19 protein-coding genes are annotated in these 18,986 nt (G+C 60.8%); 5 read left to right on the forward strand and 14 right to left on the reverse strand.

Annotated features, from left to right (window positions below):
• Positions 1–45: 45 nt before the first annotated feature.
• Entirely contained in the window at positions 46–1,146 is a 1,101-nt protein-coding gene (locus tag FQ668_RS23605; RefSeq protein WP_081384633.1) for an AGE family epimerase/isomerase, read from the forward strand.
• 105 nt (positions 1,147–1,251) lie between these two features.
• The gene (locus FQ668_RS23610) at positions 1,252–1,500 is read left to right on the forward strand and encodes a hypothetical protein (protein ID WP_014592578.1); all 249 of its coding nucleotides are present in this window, start codon (positions 1,252–1,254) and stop codon (positions 1,498–1,500) included.
• A gap of 49 nt (positions 1,501–1,549) precedes the next feature.
• Here FQ668_RS23610 and FQ668_RS23615 read toward each other — a convergent pair whose 3' ends face one another.
• From FQ668_RS23615 to FQ668_RS23640, 6 genes are all read right to left on the reverse strand, one after another.
• The gene (locus tag FQ668_RS23615) at positions 1,550–2,314 is read right to left on the reverse strand and encodes an SDR family oxidoreductase (RefSeq protein ID WP_014592579.1); all 765 of its coding nucleotides are present in this window, start codon (positions 2,312–2,314) and stop codon (positions 1,550–1,552) included.
• A 593-nt stretch (positions 2,315–2,907) separates the two neighbouring features.
• Positions 2,908–3,624, reverse strand: a complete 717-nt coding sequence (locus FQ668_RS23620) for an ABC transporter ATP-binding protein (protein ID WP_004576969.1) — start codon at positions 3,622–3,624, stop codon at positions 2,908–2,910.
• Positions 3,621–4,496: an ATP-binding cassette domain-containing protein gene (locus tag FQ668_RS23625; RefSeq protein ID WP_010955466.1), complete on the reverse strand. Its 876-nt coding sequence runs from the start codon at positions 4,494–4,496 to the stop codon at positions 3,621–3,623. The genes FQ668_RS23620 and FQ668_RS23625 overlap by 4 nt, the downstream gene beginning before the upstream one ends.
• A complete protein-coding gene (gene livM, locus FQ668_RS23630) occupies positions 4,493–5,794 on the reverse strand; it encodes a high-affinity branched-chain amino acid ABC transporter permease LivM (RefSeq protein WP_019437192.1) in 1,302 nt (433 codons plus the stop codon). Before livM ends, FQ668_RS23625 begins: the two co-directional genes overlap by 4 nt.
• A 2-nt stretch (positions 5,795–5,796) precedes the next feature.
• Positions 5,797–6,711: a branched-chain amino acid ABC transporter permease gene (locus FQ668_RS23635; RefSeq protein ID WP_014592581.1), complete on the reverse strand. Its 915-nt coding sequence runs from the start codon at positions 6,709–6,711 to the stop codon at positions 5,797–5,799.
• A gap of 154 nt (positions 6,712–6,865) precedes the next feature.
• Positions 6,866–8,002, reverse strand: coding sequence for a branched-chain amino acid ABC transporter substrate-binding protein (locus FQ668_RS23640; protein ID WP_003249588.1), 1,137 nt, complete (start codon positions 8,000–8,002; stop codon positions 6,866–6,868).
• Positions 8,003–8,514: 512 nt separating this feature from the next.
• On the opposite strand from FQ668_RS23640, the gene pncB reads away from it, so the two are divergent.
• Both pncB and nadE read left to right on the forward strand, forming a co-directional pair.
• Complete coding sequence (pncB, locus tag FQ668_RS23650; protein ID WP_014592583.1) at positions 8,515–9,720, forward strand: nicotinate phosphoribosyltransferase; 1,206 nt, start codon at positions 8,515–8,517, stop codon at positions 9,718–9,720.
• A 3-nt stretch (positions 9,721–9,723) separates the two neighbouring features.
• Positions 9,724–10,551, forward strand: a complete 828-nt coding sequence (gene nadE, locus FQ668_RS23655; RefSeq protein ID WP_053868172.1) for an ammonia-dependent NAD(+) synthetase — start codon at positions 9,724–9,726, stop codon at positions 10,549–10,551.
• A 111-nt stretch (positions 10,552–10,662) separates the two neighbouring features.
• Here nadE and azu read toward each other — a convergent pair whose 3' ends face one another.
• Positions 10,663–11,112, reverse strand: a complete 450-nt coding sequence (azu, locus tag FQ668_RS23660; RefSeq protein WP_003249580.1) for an azurin — start codon at positions 11,110–11,112, stop codon at positions 10,663–10,665.
• Between the two features lie 348 nt (positions 11,113–11,460).
• On the opposite strand from azu, the gene FQ668_RS23665 reads away from it, so the two are divergent.
• A complete protein-coding gene (locus FQ668_RS23665; RefSeq protein ID WP_019438728.1) occupies positions 11,461–12,048 on the forward strand; it encodes a TIGR00730 family Rossman fold protein in 588 nt (195 codons plus the stop codon).
• A gap of 136 nt (positions 12,049–12,184) precedes the next feature.
• Here the strand turns inward: FQ668_RS23665 and FQ668_RS23670 are convergent, their stop codons facing one another.
• From FQ668_RS23670 to rpsF, 7 genes are all read right to left on the reverse strand, one after another.
• Complete coding sequence (locus FQ668_RS23670) at positions 12,185–14,485, reverse strand: YgiQ family radical SAM protein (RefSeq protein ID WP_014592586.1); 2,301 nt, start codon at positions 14,483–14,485, stop codon at positions 12,185–12,187.
• A 284-nt stretch (positions 14,486–14,769) separates the two neighbouring features.
• Positions 14,770–14,985 (reverse strand): DUF3077 domain-containing protein, encoded by a 216-nt coding sequence (locus FQ668_RS23675; protein WP_019438726.1) that lies wholly within the window; start codon positions 14,983–14,985, stop codon positions 14,770–14,772.
• A 173-nt stretch (positions 14,986–15,158) separates the two neighbouring features.
• Positions 15,159–16,556 carry a replicative DNA helicase gene (dnaB, locus tag FQ668_RS23680; RefSeq protein ID WP_010955472.1) on the reverse strand — a complete coding sequence of 466 codons (1,398 nt, stop codon included), beginning with the start codon at positions 16,554–16,556 and terminating at the stop codon, positions 15,159–15,161.
• A 113-nt stretch (positions 16,557–16,669) separates the two neighbouring features.
• Positions 16,670–17,116, reverse strand: a complete 447-nt coding sequence (rplI, locus tag FQ668_RS23685) for a 50S ribosomal protein L9 (protein WP_003249568.1) — start codon at positions 17,114–17,116, stop codon at positions 16,670–16,672.
• Positions 17,117–17,136: 20 nt separating this feature from the next.
• A complete protein-coding gene (locus FQ668_RS23690) occupies positions 17,137–18,000 on the reverse strand; it encodes a hypothetical protein (protein ID WP_003249565.1) in 864 nt (287 codons plus the stop codon).
• A 33-nt stretch (positions 18,001–18,033) separates the two neighbouring features.
• Positions 18,034–18,264: a 30S ribosomal protein S18 gene (gene rpsR / locus FQ668_RS23695; RefSeq protein ID WP_003249563.1), complete on the reverse strand. Its 231-nt coding sequence runs from the start codon at positions 18,262–18,264 to the stop codon at positions 18,034–18,036.
• 28 nt (positions 18,265–18,292) lie between these two features.
• Complete coding sequence (gene rpsF, locus FQ668_RS23700) at positions 18,293–18,718, reverse strand: 30S ribosomal protein S6 (RefSeq protein ID WP_003249557.1); 426 nt, start codon at positions 18,716–18,718, stop codon at positions 18,293–18,295.
• Positions 18,719–18,986: the final 268 nt, after the last annotated feature.

The raw sequence follows: 18,986 nt of genomic DNA on the forward strand, positions 1-18,986 counted from the left end.
ACTTCTGCTACCATGGCGCCCTGCCCGACAGCGACGAGCGCCCAAATGTCCGACCCCCGCCCCACCCTGCCCGAACTGGCCCGCTTCAACCAGCACTTCGCCGAACGCATCGTGCCGCTGTGGCAAGGCCCGGGCTGGAACGCCGACATGGCCCTGCCCTACGAAGCGCTGGACGCCCAGCACCAACCGTTGCCGGTGCAGCGCTACCGGGCCATGGCCTGTGCACGCCAGCTGTACGTGTTCAGTAGCCGTATCGGCCAACCAGGCGCCGCCGAACGCGCCGCAGCCCTGTTTCGCTCGCTGCAAAAGCACTTCCATGATGCCGAGCACGGGGGCTGGTTCTACAGCATCGACGCCCACGGCAAGCCGCTGGACCGGCGCAAGGACCTGTATACCCACGCCTTCATCGTGTTCGCCTGCGCGCACTACTGGGGCAAAGTGCGCGAAAACCTGGTGGAGTCCACGTTGAATGCCGCGCTGGACATCATCGACCAGCAGTTCGCCCGTGACGATGGCCTGTACGAAGCCTGCCTGGGCGAAGACTGGGCCGACCTCGGCAGTGGCCCGCTGCAAAACCCGCAGATGCACCTGGCCGAAGCGTTCCTGCAAGTAATGGCTGTGCGTGACGACGAACATGTCCGCCAGTCGCTGCTGCAATTGTGTCAGGCGCTCGAGGCGCATTTCATTGAACCGGCCCATGGCCTGATGCTGGAAAAGCCACGCGGGGCTGTGGATAACTGGTTCGAGCCTGGGCACCAGTTCGAGTGGTTCTATCTGCTGCATACCTCCCCGCTGCTGCGTGACACGCCGCTGCATGCGTCAATAGACCGGGCTTTCGGCTTTGCCGAGCAATTCGGGGTGAAGGATGCGGCAGTACTGGCCATGCTCAATGTGGATGGCCGGGTGCTAGATGCCTCCCAGCGTATCTGGGCGCAGGCCGAGTACCTGCGGGCGCTTACATTGCGTGAAGGCAGTAAAGCAAAGCTCGCGGGGCAGTTGGGCGCCCTTTCAGCGCGATTCCTGCGTGACGCCGGTTGGTATGAGTGCCGAGGGGGTGACGGCGCGGTGAGCAGGGATGACATGCCATCGACCACGCCTTATCACTTGGCTACCTGCCTGGAAGGGCTGAATCAGTCGAGCCTCTGACTGTCCATCCAACGAACCTGTCAGGGGTGAGCGTTTCCCTCTGCCGGAAGCATCTCCCCACGCCTATGTTGGTGCTCCTTTCTCGAACGTTCAGGAGTAACCAACATGGAAGCAGAAGCCTTCAAGGCATTTGTCGAAGAGCAGATCAACCGAGCGGCACAGAAGATAATCGATCACGGCCACCGCTATGACGAGCACTCCCATGGCAAACTCAGCTACCTGCTAAGCCTGCGCCGTGTCATCAATTGCGAAGCAACGGCCGAGGACATGGGCCGGCATGACGCCATCAACGATGTCCTTCAAGCGTTAGGCATCATCCCTGAAGAAAGAACCGGCTTTTACTATATCAACTGAGCGATGCGGTTGCTTCGCGAACCGGATCTTTCCGGTTCGCGCCTCGTGCTTAGCCTTTTGATCGGTCGATCGAGAACCCTGCCCAGTCCTGGCTCACCGGCATCAGTTCCAGGCTGTTGATATTGATGTGCGCCGGCTGGTTGAGGATCCAGAAGATGGTCTCGGCAATATCCTGTGGCTGGATCGGCTCCGCACCCGCGTAGGTAGCATCGTACTTGGCCTGGTCACCCCCGAAGCGCACCAGCGAGAACTCGCTCTCGCACAGGCCCGGCTCGATGTTGCTCACACGCACGCCGGTACCGCGCAGGTCGCAACGCAGGCTCAGCGAGAACTGGCCGACGAAGGCCTTGGTGCCGCCATACACGTTGCTGCCCGGGTACGGATAGTTGCCCGCCACCGACCCGACGTTCAGGATCGACGCGCCGCGGCCATGGGCGATGAGCCGTGGCAGCAGCAGGCGAGTGGTGTACATCAGGCCCTTGATGTTGGTGTCGACCATGGTTTCCCAGTCGTCCAGGCTGCAGTTCTGCGCAGCATCCACACCCAGCGCCAAGCCGGCGTTGTTGACCAGACCGCGAATCTTTTCAAAGCCGGCCGGAAGGTGGGCAATAGCCTGCTCCATGGCCTTGCGGTCACGCACGTCCAGCACCAGGCCATGCACTTCGGTCTTGGCCGACAGTTCAGCGCACAGGGCATCCAGGCGCTCTTTGCGGCGCCCAGTGAGTACCAGCTTCCAGCCGGCTTCTGCAAAGCGGCGGGCGGTGGCCTCGCCGAAACCGGAAGTCGCGCCAGTGATGAATACGGTGGACGTCATGCTGTGTTCCTCACGGTAGGTTGTCATGGCAGCTTTGCAGCATGCCCGCGCACGGCGCAGCCAGCAAGCCGCTCAGGGGCTGTTCATTTTTTGTTCATATTCTGCAAACCCTTGCGGCAGAGGGCTCGCCGCCAGGTATGCGCATGTTATCCACAAGGCTTTCCCCACAGATTGGGGGCAACTTGTCCACTGCACGGAACCCTTTCAGCAGGTTGTGGTCGGTGGATATCTTGGCGGTGATGGCGCAAGGCTTTCAAACATGCCGCCTGCAGCGGTCTGTCCAAGGTTTTTACACAGAGTTATCCACAGGGTTATCGCGGCACTTTAAGTGCAGGCAGAGATTTTGAAAGCTTGGGAAAATCATCCACAACCGGGATATGAACAAAAATTGATCAAATCGCTACAGGGCTTGATACTAAAGGGCTTGAGCGATATGCCACCATGTTTTCCACAGGCGGCTCCACACTATCCGTGGAAAAGAACCGGCCTGTGGAAACAATGGCTTGCGAAGGAATATGGGTGTGTTTCGGGAGAAGGGGACGACAAGTTTTCCACATTGAGAAGGGGGCTGCATTGCAGCCCCTGCATACAACTCAGTGCCCGCCCAGATAAGCGTTACGCACTTCCTCATTGACCAACAGTTCCTGCCCGGTCCCGGTCATGCGAATCTGCCCGTTGACCATCACATAGGCCCGGTCCGACAGTTTCAGCGCATGGTTGGCGTTCTGCTCCACCAGGAAGATGGTCATCCCGGTCTTGGCCAGTTCTCGCAGGGTCGAGAAAATCTGCTTGACCACGATCGGCGCCAGCCCCAGCGAGGGCTCGTCCAGCAACAGCAACTTCGGCCGGCTCATCAGCGCCCGGGCAATCGCCAGCATTTGCTGCTCGCCACCGGACATCGTCATGGCCCGCTGGTTACGCCGCTCCTTCAACCGCGGGAACAGCTCGTACATACGCTGCATGTCTTCGTCGGCATGCTTGTCGCCGATGGGGATGGTACCCATCATCAGGTTTTCCTCGACGGTCATGTCGGGAAACACCCGGCGCCCCTCCGGCGACTGGGCAATGCCGTTGGAGGCGATGTAGTGCGAGGATTTGCGGGTGATGTCGGTGCCGCGGTACACGATATGCCCGGATGCCGCCCGCGGCTGGCCGAAAATCGACATCAGCAGGGTCGACTTGCCGGCACCGTTGGCACCGATCAGGCTTACTGTCTCGCCCTCGTTGATGTGCATCGAGACCTTCTTCAGCGCCTGGATCGGCCCATAGAACACGTCCAGGTCCTTCAGCTCGAGAATGGGTGCACTCATACCAGTTCCTCTTCGTCTGCACCCAGGTAGGCGGCAATCACCGTCGGGTTGTGGCGGATGTCCTGCGGCGCACCTTCGGCAATCACGTTGCCGTGGTCCAGCACCACGATATGGTCGGAGATGCTCATGACCATGCCCATGTCGTGCTCGATCAGCACCACAGTGATGTCGTGCTCGTCGCGCAGCACACGGATCATGCGGCTGAGTGCCTCGGTTTCCTGCGGGTTAAGGCCCGCCGCCGGTTCGTCCAGGCAGATGATCTTCGGCCGCGTGCACATGGCCCGGGCGATTTCCAGGCGCCGCTGCTGGCCGTACGACAGCTCGCCGGCCAGGCGGTTGGCGCAATCGACCAAATCGACCACTTCCAGCCAGTAGAAGGCGTGGTCCAGTGCATCGCTTTCGGCCTTGCGGTAGGCCTTGGTATTGAGCACCCCGGCCAGCAGGTTGCGGTTGACCCACATGTGCTGGGCCACCAGCAGGTTCTCCACCACCGACATTTCCTTGAACAGGCGAATGTTCTGGAAGGTGCGCGCCAGGCCGGCGCGATTGACCAGGTGGGTACCGCCGAACATCTTGTAGTACATACGGTTGGCAAAGCGCGCAGGCGACACGAAGTCGGCCGCCTGGAAGCGTTCGCCGAGCAGCTGGATGACGTTGGTGTGGCTGCCGCGCACGTTCAGTTCGATACGTCCGCCACTGGCCTTGTAAAAGCCGGTCAGGCAGTTGAACACCGTGGTCTTGCCGGCGCCGTTGGGGCCGATCAGGGCAAAGATCTGGTTGCGCCGAACCTTCAGGCTGACGTCGCTGAGCGCCTTGATGCCACCGAACTGCATCATCAGGTTGTCGACCGAGAGAATGATATCGTCGCTCATGGCGCCACTCCTTTACGCGGGGTCACACCGGTACGGCTGATGCGGATCAGCCCACGCGGTCGCCAGATCATCATCAGCACCATCAGCACGCCGAACAGCAGCACCCGGTACTCGGAGAAGCTGCGCAGCAGTTCCGGCGCCACGGTCAGCACGAACGCCGCGATGACCACACCCACGGTCGAGCCCATGCCACCCAGCACGACGATGGCGAGGATCAGCGCCGACTCGAAGAATGTGAATGACGACGGGTTGACGAAGCCCTGGTAGGTGGCGAAGAACACCCCGGCCAGACCGGCAGTCGAGGCGCCCAGGGTAAAGGCGGACAGCTTGACCAGCACGTGGTTCAGGCCCATCGAACGGCAGGCGATCTCGTCTTCGCGCAGCGCTTCCCAGGCCCGGCCGACCGGCATGCGAGTCAGGCGATGCTTGATGTACAGCACTGCCAGCACGACCATGAACAGGACCGCGTAGATGAACACGAACTTGAGGCTGGCGTTGTACTCGAAGCCGAAGAACTCGTGGATAGGCACCCCGCCATCCTTGGCCCGGCGGCCGAACTCAAGGCCGAAGAAGGTGGGTGAAGGTGCCGGCATGCCGTTGGGGCCACCGGTGAACGATAGCCAGTTGTTCAGCACCAGGCGGATGATCTCGCCAAAGCCCAGCGTCACGATCGCCAGGTAGTCACCGTGCATGCGCAACACCGGGAAGCCGAGGATGCACCCGGCCAGCGCCGCAGCGATGGCCGCCAGCGGCAGCACGCTCCAGAAGCCCAGCCCCAGGTACTGGTAACCCAGCGCCAGGCCGTAGGCACCGATGGCATAGAACGCCACGTAACCCAGGTCGAGCAGGCCGGCCAGGCCGACCACGATGTTCAGGCCAAGGCCCAGCAATACGTAGATCAGGCCGAGGATGACCACGGTCAGCAGGTACTTGTTGGCGAAGATCGGGAAAACGATGGCAATCACGATCAGCGCGGGGATGATGTAGCGCAGGCGCGACTTGTAGTCCGGTGCGGTCACATGCACGCCCGAGCCACCGCTGTCGAAGCCCAGGAGCATGCGCTGCCCGGGGGCAGTCTGCAGGAACAGGCTGAGCAGGAAGCGCCCCACCATCACACCGCCGACCAGCCAGGCCACGCGGCGCGGCTCGGCATTGAAGGTGTAGCCGTCGAGCACCACGCCAACGACCGGGCCAAACACGATAAGTGCAAGCAGGCCAGCGACAATGGTCTCCAGCAGGCTGCGTTTAAGGTCGAAACCCTTGGTTTCGCTAAGAGAGGCAGTTTTGGCAACGGACATGTTCACACCTTAGCCACGAGCGGGCGACCCAGCAGGCCTTGTGGGCGGAAGATAAGGATCATCACCAGCAGCGAGAAGCTGAACACATCCTTGTAGTCGGAGTTGATCAAGCCTGAGAACAGCGACTCGGAAATGCCCAGGATGATCCCGCCGAGCATGGCCCCCGGCAACGAGCCAATACCCCCGAGCACTGCGGCAGTGAACGCCTTGATACCGATGATGAAGCCGGCGTAGAAGTCGAAGGTGCCGTAGTTCATGGTGATGAGCACGCCGGCCAGGGCGGCCATCACCGCACCGATGACGAACACGTAGGAAATCACCCGGTCGGTGTTGATACCCAGGATCGAGGCCATCTTGCGGTCTTGCTGGGTAGCACGGCACATGCGGCCGAGCTTGGTGTACTTGATCACGTAGGTCAGCAGGCCCATGCCGACGAAGGCCGCCACCAGGATGAAGATCTTGGTATAAGTCAGTTGCACGAAGCCGGTTCCGACTTCGACACGCATGGCGCCTTCCAGCAGGGTTGGCACGCCTTGCTGGCGGGCGCCCTGGCTGATCTGCGCGTAATTCTGCAGGATCAGCGAAATGCCGATGGCACTGATCAGCGGTGCCAGGCGGGTGGAGTTACGCAGCGGTTTGTAGGCGATGCGCTCGATGGTGAAACCATAAACGCCGGTGACGACGATGGTGAACAACAAGGTGCCCAGCATCAGCAGGGGGAACGATTCGACACCGAAGTAAGCCAGCAATGCCAGGCTGATCGCCGCGAGGTAAGCGGAGATCATGTACACCTCGCCGTGCGCGAAGTTGATCATGCCGATAATGCCATAGACCATTGTGTAGCCGATGGCGATCAGGCCATAGACCGACCCGAGGGTCAGGCCGTTGACCAGTTGCTGCAGGAAAATACCATCCATAACGCAATCTCACCTGATTGAGATTGCACGAGCGCCGACCACGGCGCGGGCCACCTGTGCGGGGCCCTCGCAGCGCAGAACTGTGCAGATCTACGAATAAAGACAGGTACCGCGGGGCTTGGGCCCGAGCAAACGCCCGGGCCGCGGGCCGTTGTTATTTTTGTTTTTCCAGCTGGTGGTATTTACCGGTCTTGTCCCACTGGTAGACCACGTAGTCGGACACGGTCAGGTCGCCCTTGCTGTCCCACTTCTTCTCACCCATGACGGTCTGCACCGGGTTGGCCTTGAGCCACTTGGCAGCGTCTTCGCCTTTGTTCGACTTCGCGCCATTGAACGCGGCAGCCAGGGCCTGCAGCGAAGCGTAGGCGTACAGGGTGTAGCCCTCAGGTTCAGTGCCCGCCTTGCGGAACTCTTCCACCACCGCCTTGCTGTCTGGCAGCAGGCGCGGGTCGGCACCGAAGGTCATGTACACGCCGTCAACGTATTGCGCGCCGCCGGCGGTGGACACCAGTTCGTCGGTGACGATGCCATCATCGGACATGAACTTGACGTCCTTCAGGCCCTGCTCGCGCAACTGGCGTACCAGCGGGCCGGCTTCCGGGTGCAGGCCGCCGAAGTAGACCACGTCGGCACCGGTAGAGCGGATCTTGGTGACCACCGCGCTGAAGTCTTTCTCGCCACGGGTCAGGCCTTCGTACAGCACAGGCTTCACGCCGCGTTTTTCCAGCTGCGCCTTGGTCGCGTCGGCCAAGCCCTGACCGTAGGTGTCCTTATCGTGCAACACCGCGACCTTCTTGCCCTTGAGCACGTCGACGATGTAGTCGCCAGCGACGATCCCCTGCTGGTCGTCACGGCCGCACATGCGGAACATGGCGCTCAGGCCGCGCTCAGTGACCTGTGGGTTGGTGGAACCTGGGGTGATGGCGATCACGCCCGCCTCGTCATATACCTCGGAGGCCGGGATCGTGTTGGAAGAACAGAAGTGGCCTACCACGCCAATCACCTTGTCCTGGTCGACCAGTCGGTTGGCCACGGCCACCGCTTGCTTCGGCTCACAGGCGTCATCGCCTTTGACCAGGACGATTTTCTCGCCATTCACGCCACCGGCGGCGTTGATCTTGTCAGCCGCTGCCTGCGCACCTTTCATGTACTGCTCGCCAAACGCTGCGTTGGCACCGGTCATGGGGCCCGCTACACCGATCTTGACGTCGGCCTGAACATACGAAGAAACACCCAGTGCCGTAGCTACGGCCAGAGCCAGGAAACCTTTCTTGTAAAACGTCTGCGACATGAGGTGGTGCTCCTAGAGTTTTTTTGGTTGGCACTACAACTTCTCAGCCCGGTACTCAGAGCAAGGGCCGTGCCATCGGTTTTGTATTCCGGGAAAACACACTGTGAAGGGTGCCTGCAGCCGACGGGCGGCCTTTTCTTTATTGAGCGTGCAACCGTCTGCCACGCGGCAGGCGCCACCACACGTACAGACAAGGAGCAACCGTCGAGTGCCATCATTGCAACCCTGGCAAGTGTTTACGTGCAACCGCCCTGTAACAGCGGACGTCACCGAACTGCACACTGCTGGTGCGCGACTGCTACAGGCGGCACCGTTTCAAGGCTAGCTGGTGCACGGAAAAACACCTCTGTTTTGGCCGTTCCGGCCTCTTCGCCGGCAAACCCGCCCCTACAACAGGAGCAAGTACCCGCACCGTGCAGGAGCGGGCGTGCCCGCGAAGAGGCCGGAACAGCCACACAAGGTGGAAAAGGCTGGCACAATGTCCGCCAATCGCCGCTTCCGGAGCCCCCTTGATGAGCGAAAGCGCATTCGCCGAGCGCATCGTGCACAACCTGCTCGACACCGATTTCTACAAACTCACCATGATGCAAGGTGTGCTGCACAACTACCCGGACGCCGACGTCGAATGGGAATTCCGCTGCCGCAACGGGGAGGACCTGCGCCCCTACCTCGGCGAAATTCGCAATCAGCTCGAACGGCTTGGCGACCTCACCCTGGACGATGGCCAGCTGGCCTTCCTCGAACGCATCAGCTTCCTCAAGCCCGACTTTTTACGCTTTCTGCGCCTGTTCCGCTTCAACCTGCGTTACGTGCACGTCGGCATCGAAAATGATCAGCTGTTCCTGCGCCTGAAAGGCCCGTGGCTGCATGTGATCCTGTTCGAAGTGCCGCTGCTGGCCATCATCAGCGAAGTACGTAACCGCAACCTGCACCCGCACATGCGCCTGGCCGAGGCGCGGGACCAGTTGTACCGCAAGTTCGACTGGCTGCGTGCGCATGCCAGCGACGACGAGCTGGCCGAACTGCAGGTGGCCGACTTCGGCACCCGCCGGCGCTTTTCCAGCCGCGTGCAGGAGGAAGTGGCAAGGGTGCTGCGCGACGACTTCCCCGGCCGTTTTGTCGGCACCAGCAACGTCGACCTGGCATGGAAACTGGATATCAAGCCGCTGGGCACCATGGCCCACGAGTGGATCATGGCCCACCAGCAGCTCGGCCCACGGCTGATCGACAGCCAGATCGCGGCGTTGGACTGCTGGGTACGCGAGTACCGCGGCCTGCTCGGGATCGCCCTGACCGACTGCATCACCATGGATGCCTTCCTCGGCGATTTCGACCTGTACTTCGCCAAGCTGTTCGACGGCCTGCGCCATGATTCGGGCGAGCCGGTAGCCTGGGCGGAAAAGGCCATTGCCCATTACCAGAAACTGGGTATCGACCCGATGACCAAGACCCTGGTGTTTTCCGACGGCCTCAACCTGACCCGCTCGCTGGAAATTTTCCGCGCCCTGCGCGGACGCATCAACGTCAGCTTTGGCATCGGCACCAACCTGACCTGCGACATCCCAGGTGTGGCACCGATGAACATCGTGCTTAAAATGACCGACTGCAACGGCGCGCCGGTGGCCAAGATTTCTGATGAAGCCGCCAAGACCCAGTGCCGCGACGAGAACTTCGTCGCCTACATGCGCCACGTATTCAAAGTCCCCAGCAAGGAGTAACCCATGCAAGCGGTTCAGCAAGAGATTGCCCAGGCGCTGAAGGTACAGCCGCCGTTCGCCGACTCGGCAGCGCTCGAGGCCGAAGTCGCCCGGCGGGTGGCGTTCATCAAGGACTGTCTGGCCAACGCTCGACTCAAGACCTTGGTGCTGGGCATCAGTGGTGGCGTCGACTCACTGACTGCCGCCCTGCTCGCCCAGCGCGCCATCAACGAGCTGCGCGCAGAGACCGGCGACAAGGCCTACACCTTCATTGCCGTGCGCCTGCCGTACCAGGTACAGCATGACGAGCATGACGCTCAGGCATGCCTGGAAGTTATCAAGGCAGATGAAGTTCACACGGTGGATATCGCCCCGGCAGTGCGTGCATTGGCAGCTGAAGTGGCGGCGTTGAAGAACGGCTCGCCGACGCTGGTGGACTTCGTGGTTGGCAACGTCAAGGCACGCACCCGGATGGTCGCCCAGTACACCATCGCTGGCGCTCGCGCAGGTCTGGTGATCGGAACCGACCACGCCGCCGAGGCGGTGATGGGCTTCTTTACCAAGTTTGGTGATGGTGCCTGCGACCTGGCGCCGTTGAGTGGGCTGGTGAAGAATCAGGTACGGGCGATTGCGCGCAGCTTCGGTGCGCCGGAGTCACTGGTGGAAAAGGTGCCAACGGCCGACCTGGAAGACCTGGAGCCGGGCAAGCCGGACGAGGCGTCACATGGCGTGACCTACGCGCAGATCGATGCCTTCCTGCATGGGCAGCCGGTTGACCAGGCAGCGTTCGACATCATCGTCGCCACCTACCGCAAGACCCAGCACAAGCGCGAACTGCCGTTCGCCCCTTGATAAGGCGATAGAAAGACCTGTAGGAGCGGGTTCACCCGCGAATACGATGGTGAACCCACCGACGCATTCGCGGGTGAACCCGCTCCTACAGGGTTCGCCGTCAGCCTTTGATTACTTGACGATGACCTTGCCTTTCATCATCGAGATGTGGCCCGGGAAGGTGCAGAAGAAGCTGTAGTCACCACCGGCTTCCAGCTTGGAAGTGTCGAACTTCACTTCAGTTTCTTTCTCAGGCGCGCCGATCATCTTGGTGTGGGCGATGATCGCGGCGTTGTCAGCCTTCAGGTAGTCCTTATCCAGACCCTGGCTCATGCCTTCGGTGGCAATGGCCTGCATGTCGGCAGTCTTGCTGATCACCAGGTTGTGGCCCATGACGTTCTTCGGCAGGTTGCCGGAGTGGGTCAGTTTGACGGTGAATTCCTTGCAGCTCTTGTCGACAGTGAATTCCTTGCTGGTGTAGGACATCTGGTCAGTCGAGTCGACAGTGACCGAGCACTCGGCGGCGAAGACAGAAGCGCTGGCGAGGGTCAGCAGGGATACCGCTACAGCTTTCGCAAACATCATGAATCTCCTTGGCAGGGTTTTATCAATTGCGAGACTGCCTGAAACCGTTCAGCCCCTTGCTGATATGGGTCAAGGGGGTGTCAAGCGGTCAGCCAGTAGAATTGTTCAATGGATTGTATACAACCAATTTAAGGGCACATCATGCCCTTTTATTAGACGATGGGACAACCTCTCATTTAGGAGCAATACCAAATGCCCATCTCCAACTTCCTCAATAGCCTGCTCGCCGCCTACGCCCACGGGGCCACAGGAGCCATCTGCGAATTCTCCCGACCAGAATGAACCGGCCTTGGAAGCGACGGGCATGCGCCGTACCCTGTGCGCCTGAGTAACAGGAGATGAGCAATGCCCGTACGTTCCGTTTGTGTGTTCTGCGGCGCCAGCATGGGCGCCAACCCTGCCTACCGTGAAGCAGCCGTCGCGCTAGGCCAGGCCATTGCCCGCCGTGGTTTGACCCTGGTGTATGGCGGTGGCGCGGTCGGCTTGATGGGCGTGGTGGCCGACGCGGCCATGGCGGCCGGCGGCGAAGTGGTCGGGATCATTCCGCAGAGCCTGCTGGACGCTGAAGTCGGCCACAAAGGCCTGACCCGTCTGGAAGTGGTGGATGGCATGCATGCGCGCAAGGCCCGCATGGCCGAGCTGAGCGATGCCTTCATTGCCTTGCCGGGAGGGCTGGGTACGCTGGAGGAACTGTTCGAAGTGTGGACCTGGGGGCAGCTGGGCTATCACGCCAAGCCACTCGGGCTACTGGATGTGATCGGTTTCTACGACAAGCTGGGCGGGTTCCTCGACCATATCGTCGAAGAAGGCTTCGTGCGCCCGCAACACCGGGCGATGCTACTGCTGGGGCAGCAGCCGGACGAGCTATTGGAAGGGATGGACCGTTTTATCGCGCCGGTGGTGCCGAAGTGGGTCGACAAGCAGCCTGATTGAAGCTGAGATTTTTGGGACCGCTTCGCGGTCCTTTCGCGACACAAGGCCGCTCCCACATAGGCACTGCGTATGCCGATCAATGTGTGTGGGCCTTGTGTCGCAATGGGCTGCAAAGCAGCCCCCAAAAATCGATCAGTTAACGCGGAATGACAGGCTGACGCGGCTTCTTGTTGCCCTTGCCGCCCTTGCTCGCCTCTTTGCGCTCCTTGGCCGCCTGCTGGTTACGCGCAAACGCCTCGGCCTTGGCCTTTTCGCGCTTGTCCCACGGCTTGCTGCCATCGCTGCCACGCGGCGGCAGGCCGGTGTGCTGGGTGAGGATCTTCTGATCCTTGCCCACCTTGTGGCTACCTGCTGGGGTCGAGTTCTTCCGGCGCGCGCTCTGATAAGTATCGGTCTGCGGCTGGTGCAGCGGGATCAGTTGGTGCTTGCCCGGCCCGATCAGGTCGGCGCGGCCCATACGCTGCAGCGCTTCACGCAGCATCGGCCAGCCCTTCGGGTCGTGATAGCGCAAGAACGCCTTGTGCAGACGGCGTTGCTCGTCGCTCTTGACGATCTCCACCCCTTCGCTCTTGTAGGTCACCTTGCGCAGCGGGTTCTTGCCCGAGTGATACATGGCCGTGGCCGAGGCCATTGGCGACGGGTAGAACGCCTGTACCTGATCGGCGCGGAAGCCGTTGCCCTTCAGCCACAGGGCCAGGTTCATCATGTCTTCGTCGGTGGTACCCGGGTGCGCGGCAATGAAGTACGGGATCAAGTACTGCTCCTTGCCCGCTTCTTTCGAGAACTTCTCGAACATGCGCTTGAAGCGGTCGTAGGTGCCGATACCCGGCTTCATCATCTTGTCCAGCGGGCCACGCTCGGTGTGCTCCGGGGCAATCTTCAGGTAGCCGCCAACGTGGTGGGTGACCAGTTCCTTGACGTACTCCGGCGATTCCACCGCCAGGTCGTAGCGCAGGCCGGAAGCAATCAGGATCTTTTTCACACCCGGCAAGGCGCGGGCCTTGCGGTACAGCTCGATCAACGAGCTGTGGTCGGTATTGAGGTTTTCGCAGATACCCGGGAATACGCACGACGGCTTGCGGCAGTGCTTCTCGATTTCGGGGCTTTTGCAGGCGATGCGGTACATGTTGGCAGTCGGCCCGCCAAGGTCCGAGACCACGCCAGTGAAGCCCGGCACCTTGTCACGCATCTCTTCGATTTCGTGCAGGATCGACTCGTGCGAGCGGTTCTGGATGATGCGGCCTTCGTGCTCGGTGATCGAGCAGAAGGTACAGCCACCGAAGCAGCCACGCATGATGTTCACCGAGAAACGGATCATCTCGTAGGCCGGGATGCGCTCCTTGCCATAGGCCGGGTGCGGCACACGGGCGTAAGGCATGCCAAACACGTAGTCCATTTCCTCAGTGCTCATGGGGATGGGTGGCGGGTTGAACCACACATCCACTTCGCCATGCTTCTGCACCAGCGCACGGGCGTTGCCCGGGTTGGTCTCCAGGTGCAGCACGCGGTTGGCATGGGCATAGAGCACCGGGTCGTTACGCACCTTTTCGAACGATGGCAGGCGGATCACCGACTTTTCCCGGGTCACGGCCGGGCTGTCGAGAATCTGCACCACCTTGGCTTCGTTCGGGTCTTCCTGGTCGCCCTTGGCCTGCTCGATGGCGCAGGCCTGGGTGTCCTGGGTGTTCACGTACGGGTTGATGATCTTGTCGACGCGCCCCGGGCGGTCGATACGGGTGGAGTCGATCTCGTACCAGCCCTGCGGGGTATCGCGGCGCACGAAGGCGGTGCCGCGCACGTCGGTGATGGTCTCGATCTTCTCCCCGTTGGACAGGCGCTGGGCCACCTCGACCACCGCACGCTCGGCGTTGCCGAACAGCAGGATGTCGGCGCTGGCGTCGATCAGGATCGAGTGACGAACCTTGTCCTGCCAGTAGTCGTAATGGGCGATGCGGCGCAGCGAAGCCTCGATGCCGCCGAGCACGATCGGCACATGCTTGTAGGCTTCCTTGCAGCGCTGGCTGTACACCAGGCTGGCACGGTCCGGACGGCTGCCGGCCAGGCCACCAGGGGTGTAGGCATCGTCGGAACGGATCTTCTTGTCCGCGGTGTAGCGGTTGATCATCGAGTCCATGTTGCCGGCGGCCACACCGAAGAACAGGTTCGGTTCGCCGAGCTTCATGAAGTCGTCTTTCGACTGCCAGTTCGGCTGGGCGATGATGCCCACGCGGAAGCCCTGGGCTTCCAGCAGACGGCCAATGATGGCCATGCCGAACGACGGATGGTCGACGTAGGCATCACCGGTCACGATGATGATGTCGCAGGAATCCCAGCCGAGCAGATCCATCTCCTCCCTGCTCATTGGCAGGAAAGGTGCTGGCCCGAAGCATTCGGCCCAGTACTTGGGATAGTCGTAGAGTGGTTTGGCTGCTTGCATGTCAGTGACCGGTTCTGGTGTGCAGGGAAATCGCGGGCGCGGAATATAGCACAAATTTTGACCAAATCCGACTGGATTCGTGGGGATTGGTGGGCGGGGCGACGGTTGGGGGATGGACGTGGCAGGTGGTTGGCTTGAGGGGGGTAGTGGGGTTGCCAGGTGTTCGACAGAATCCTTGCAGCGCCTGTGAGATCAAGCGCCGCGCGGGCGGCGCTCGATCTCACAGGCGCTGAAACTGTTGCGGCGAACTCCTGGCGGCCTTCATGCAACCTGAAGCCAACCCCTCACTGCCTCATCCACAGTTCAGCATCATCCATCAGCGCCTTGGCCATCGCACTCAGGTAATGGGCAGCCCAGATCATCATCGGCTTCTCATCCATCAACCCGGTGATGGTCAGTTCGCGCACATAGCCCATCAACTCCGAAGACTGCTCGCGGGCGTCTCTACACTGGATCCCGGGCTCGATGCGGAACAACGGGTGGGGTAAACCCGCTCCCACAGGTACGGTGCAACTCTTGAAGCCTATGGTGAACCTGTAGGAGCGGGTTTGACCGGGTGATCACCCTGAGCGAGGGGCGGATCATCAGCCAAGGGCAAACGAACATCGCTCAGATTTCAGAGCTAGCAGGCGCACCGCAAACCTTGTAGGAACGGCCTTGCTAGCTCAATGGGTTATTCATCATCATCAAAGTTGTACATCCCCGGCGCCAAGTTCTCGAACCGGGTGTACTTGCCGATAAACGCCAAACGCACGAAACCGATGGGGCCGTTACGCTGTTTGCCGATGATGATTTCCGCCACGCCCTTGTGCTCGGTCTCGGGGTGGTACACCTCGTCGCGGTACACGAACATGATCACGTCGGCGTCCTGCTCGATTGCACCGGATTCACGCAAGTCGGAGTTCACCGGGCGTTTGTTCGGGCGCTGCTCCAACGAGCGGTTCAGCTGCGAAAGGGCAATGACCGGGCAGTTGAATTCTTTGGCCAGGGCCTTGAGCGAGCGGGAAATCTCGGAAATTTCGTTGGTACGGTTGTCACCGGCCGACCCCGGGATCTGCATCAGCTGCAGGTAGTCGACCATGATCATGGCGATTTCACCATGCTCACGGGCCAGGCGGCGGGTACGCGCGCGCATTTCCGAGGGGCTGATACCCGCGGTATCGTCGATGAACAATTTTCGGTCGTTGAGCAGGTTCACTGCCGAGGTCAGGCGCGGCCAGTCGTCGTCGTCCAGCTGGCCGGAGCGGACCTTGGTCTGGTCGATACGCCCCAGGGACGAGAGCATACGCATGATCAGCGACTCACCTGGCATCTCGAGGGAGAACACCAACACCGCCTTGTCGGTACGCAGTACGGCGTTTTCCACCAGGTTCATGGCGAAGGTGGTCTTACCCATCGACGGACGACCCGCGACGATGATCAGGTCGGCTGCCTGCAGGCCGCTGGTCTTCTCGTCCAGGTCGGTGTAACCGGTGGAGATACCGGTGATGTCACTGTCGGAGTTGAACAGCGTATCGATGCGGTCGATGGCCATGGTCAACAGCTCGTTGACGCCCACCGGGCCGCCGGTTTTAGGCCGCGCCTCGGCGATCTGGAAGATCTGCCGTTCGGCATCGTCGAGAATCTCGGCAGCGTTGCGCCCCTGCGGGTTGAACGCGTTGTCGGCGATGTCGGTACTGATGCTGATCAGCTGGCGCAACGTGGCCCGCTCACGAATGATCGCGGCGTAGGCCTTGATGTTGGCCACCGAAGGGGTGTTCTTGGCCAGCTCGGCCAGGTAGGCCAAGCCGCCGACTTGCGAGGACAGGCCTTCCTTGTCCAACTGCTCGTGCAGGGTCACCACGTCGAATGGCTGGTTGGCGTCGGCCAACTTGTGCACAGCGCGGAAGATCAGCCGGTGGTCATGCCGGTAGAAGTCGCCGTCCGACACCTGGTCCAGCACCCGCTCCCAGGCATTGTTGTCCAGCATCAGGCCACCGAGCACGGCCTGTTCGGCCTCGATGGAATGCGGCGGTACCTTCAGGGCTGCGGTTTGCAGGTCAAGCTGTTCGGAGGTGGTGATCTCGTTCATGGCCACGAAAGAATTCTGGAGGATGAAAAAGACAAAGGGCACGGCCTGTCGAAAACAGGACCGTGCCCGATGTTAACTGCCTGACTCGCAAGGAGCCAGCCAGTTAGCGCAGCTTAGGCAGCTACAACGACCACGCGTACGGTGGCTTCAACGTCGCTGTGCAGGTGCACGGCTACGTCGTATTCGCCAACCTGACGGATGGTGCCGTTCGGCAGACGAACTTCAGCCTTGGCCACTTCAACGCCGGAGGCGGTCAGGGCGTCAGCGATGTCGTGGGTGCCGATCGAACCGAACAGCTTGCCTTCGTCGCCAGCGGTGGCAGTGATGGTCACTTCCAGCTCGGCCAGTTGGGCAGCACGGCTTTCAGCCGAAGCTTTCTTGTCAGCGGCTGCTTTTTCCAGCTCGGCACGACGCTCTTCGAACGCAGCCAGGTTGGCGGCGTTGGCAACGGTGGCCTTGCCGAATGGCAGCAGGAAGTTACGGCCGTAACCAGCCTTAACTTTTACTTTGTCGCCCAGGTTGCCCAGGTTAGCGACTTTTTCCAGCAGGATCAGTTCCATTTGGTAAAACCTCTTAACTTTTAACCTTCACCGTTCGCGGAGTCTTTCCCCGGAGGGGACTTGCGACCGCGAAAATCAATCAGGCTGTCGACAATGGCCAGAACCATCAGCAACGGATAAATCAGCTGCATGATCAGCGGTAGCGTTACGTACATCCCCACCAGCCAGAAACCGGCCAGTCGGCCCTGTGCCACCAGCCCGTGCATCAAGGCGATGCCGGCCAGCACCAGTACCAGGCTGGAAGCCGATGCCAGGATGATGAACTGCGGGCCGATAAACGGCGCCACCACCATCACTGCCACCAAGACCGCCATGGTCTGTTTCGGCAACTTCAGTTCGCGAAACTCGCGACCGAAGCCTCCAGGGTTGTACAACGCTGCCTGCCAATAGCGCGCCAGCATCAACGCCAGCACGCTGAACAATTGCACCGTCACTGCTGTGGAAGCGACCAGCACAGGGCGGATCAGCTCACCGGAGAGCACCGGTTGCCCTTCGATTTTCGGCATGGCTTCGGCAAACGCCTTGGCCAGCACATCGAAGGTTTGCGCCAGCGCCAGATCAAGCACGAGGCTGAAAGCCACGGCGAACACGGCACTGGCGAGCAACACCCGGCTCCAGGGGTGCTCGGCACGCAACATGGCGGCCAAGGCCAAGGCACCCGCAATCACCAGAAAGGTGATGGGATCGCCCATGACCCACACGGCCAGCCCGGCCAGCAAGCCGCCGGCGATGACCGATGTAGCATCCTTGAACCCCCGCCGCAGCAGCACGAGGCTGCCGGCAGCGGCACTCAACCAGAACAGCAGCGGCAGTACCGCGCTGATGACCACCACGAGGGTGGCCTGCACACGACCGCGCATGATGAAACTTGCTAACGCTCGCATGCTAATCCCTTACTGCTTGTCGACGACCCGGTCTCAGCGGCCGTGGCTGTCGGTGTAGGGCAGCAGGGCCAGGAAGCGGGCGCGCTTGATAGCGGTAGCCAGCTGACGCTGATAACGAGCTTTGGTACCGGTGATACGGCTTGGAACGATCTTGCCGGTTTCGGATACGTAAGCTTTCAGGGTGTTGAGATCTTTGAAGTCGATCTCTTTCACGTCTTCAGCAGTGAAGCGGCAGAATTTACGACGACGGAAGAAACGTGCCATTTAATAGGCTCCTCTAAAGGTCCGTGGATTACTCGTCAGCGTTATCGCTGGAGTCGCTGTCATTGCTGTCGTCGCCTTCGGCGGAGTCAGCATGCTCAGGACGCTCGCGACGCTCACGGCGCTCGCTGCGGTTCTCTTCAGCCTTCAGCATCTCGGACTGGCCGGTAACGGCTTCGTCGCGACGGATGACCAGGTTACGGATAACGGCATCGTTGTAGCGGAAGTTGTCTTCCAGCTCGGCCAGGGCCTTGCCGGTGCACTCAACGTTCAGCATCACGTAGTGAGCCTTGTGAACATTGTTGATTGCGTAGGCCAGTTGACGACGGCCCCAGTCTTCCAGGCGGTGGATTTTGCCACCATCTTCTTCGATCAGCTTGGTGTAACGCTCAACCATGCCGCCGACTTGTTCGCTCTGGTCCGGGTGAACCAGGAAGATGATTTCGTAATGACGCATGAATGCTCCTTACGGGTTAGTAGTCTGCCAGTGAATCTGGTCAGACAAGGAGTGAATGACACTGTATGTCTTGCACGGAGGGGAGGCACATGAGCGCCTGCCAGCTCGGCAAGGGGCGCAATTGTAGAGAAGCCGGGGCGCACAAGCAAGGTGATTGGTGAATATTTGAACAGCCTGAAACATATTCACAAGCTGCGGGCCCATTCGCGGGTGAACCCGCTCCTACAGGGGAACGCAATCACCCTGTAGGAGCGGGTTCACCCGCGAA

It is taken from the genome of Pseudomonas sp. Kh14 (assembly GCF_900291005.1).
GTDB classification, from domain to species: Bacteria; Pseudomonadota; Gammaproteobacteria; order Pseudomonadales; family Pseudomonadaceae; genus Aquipseudomonas; species Aquipseudomonas alloputida.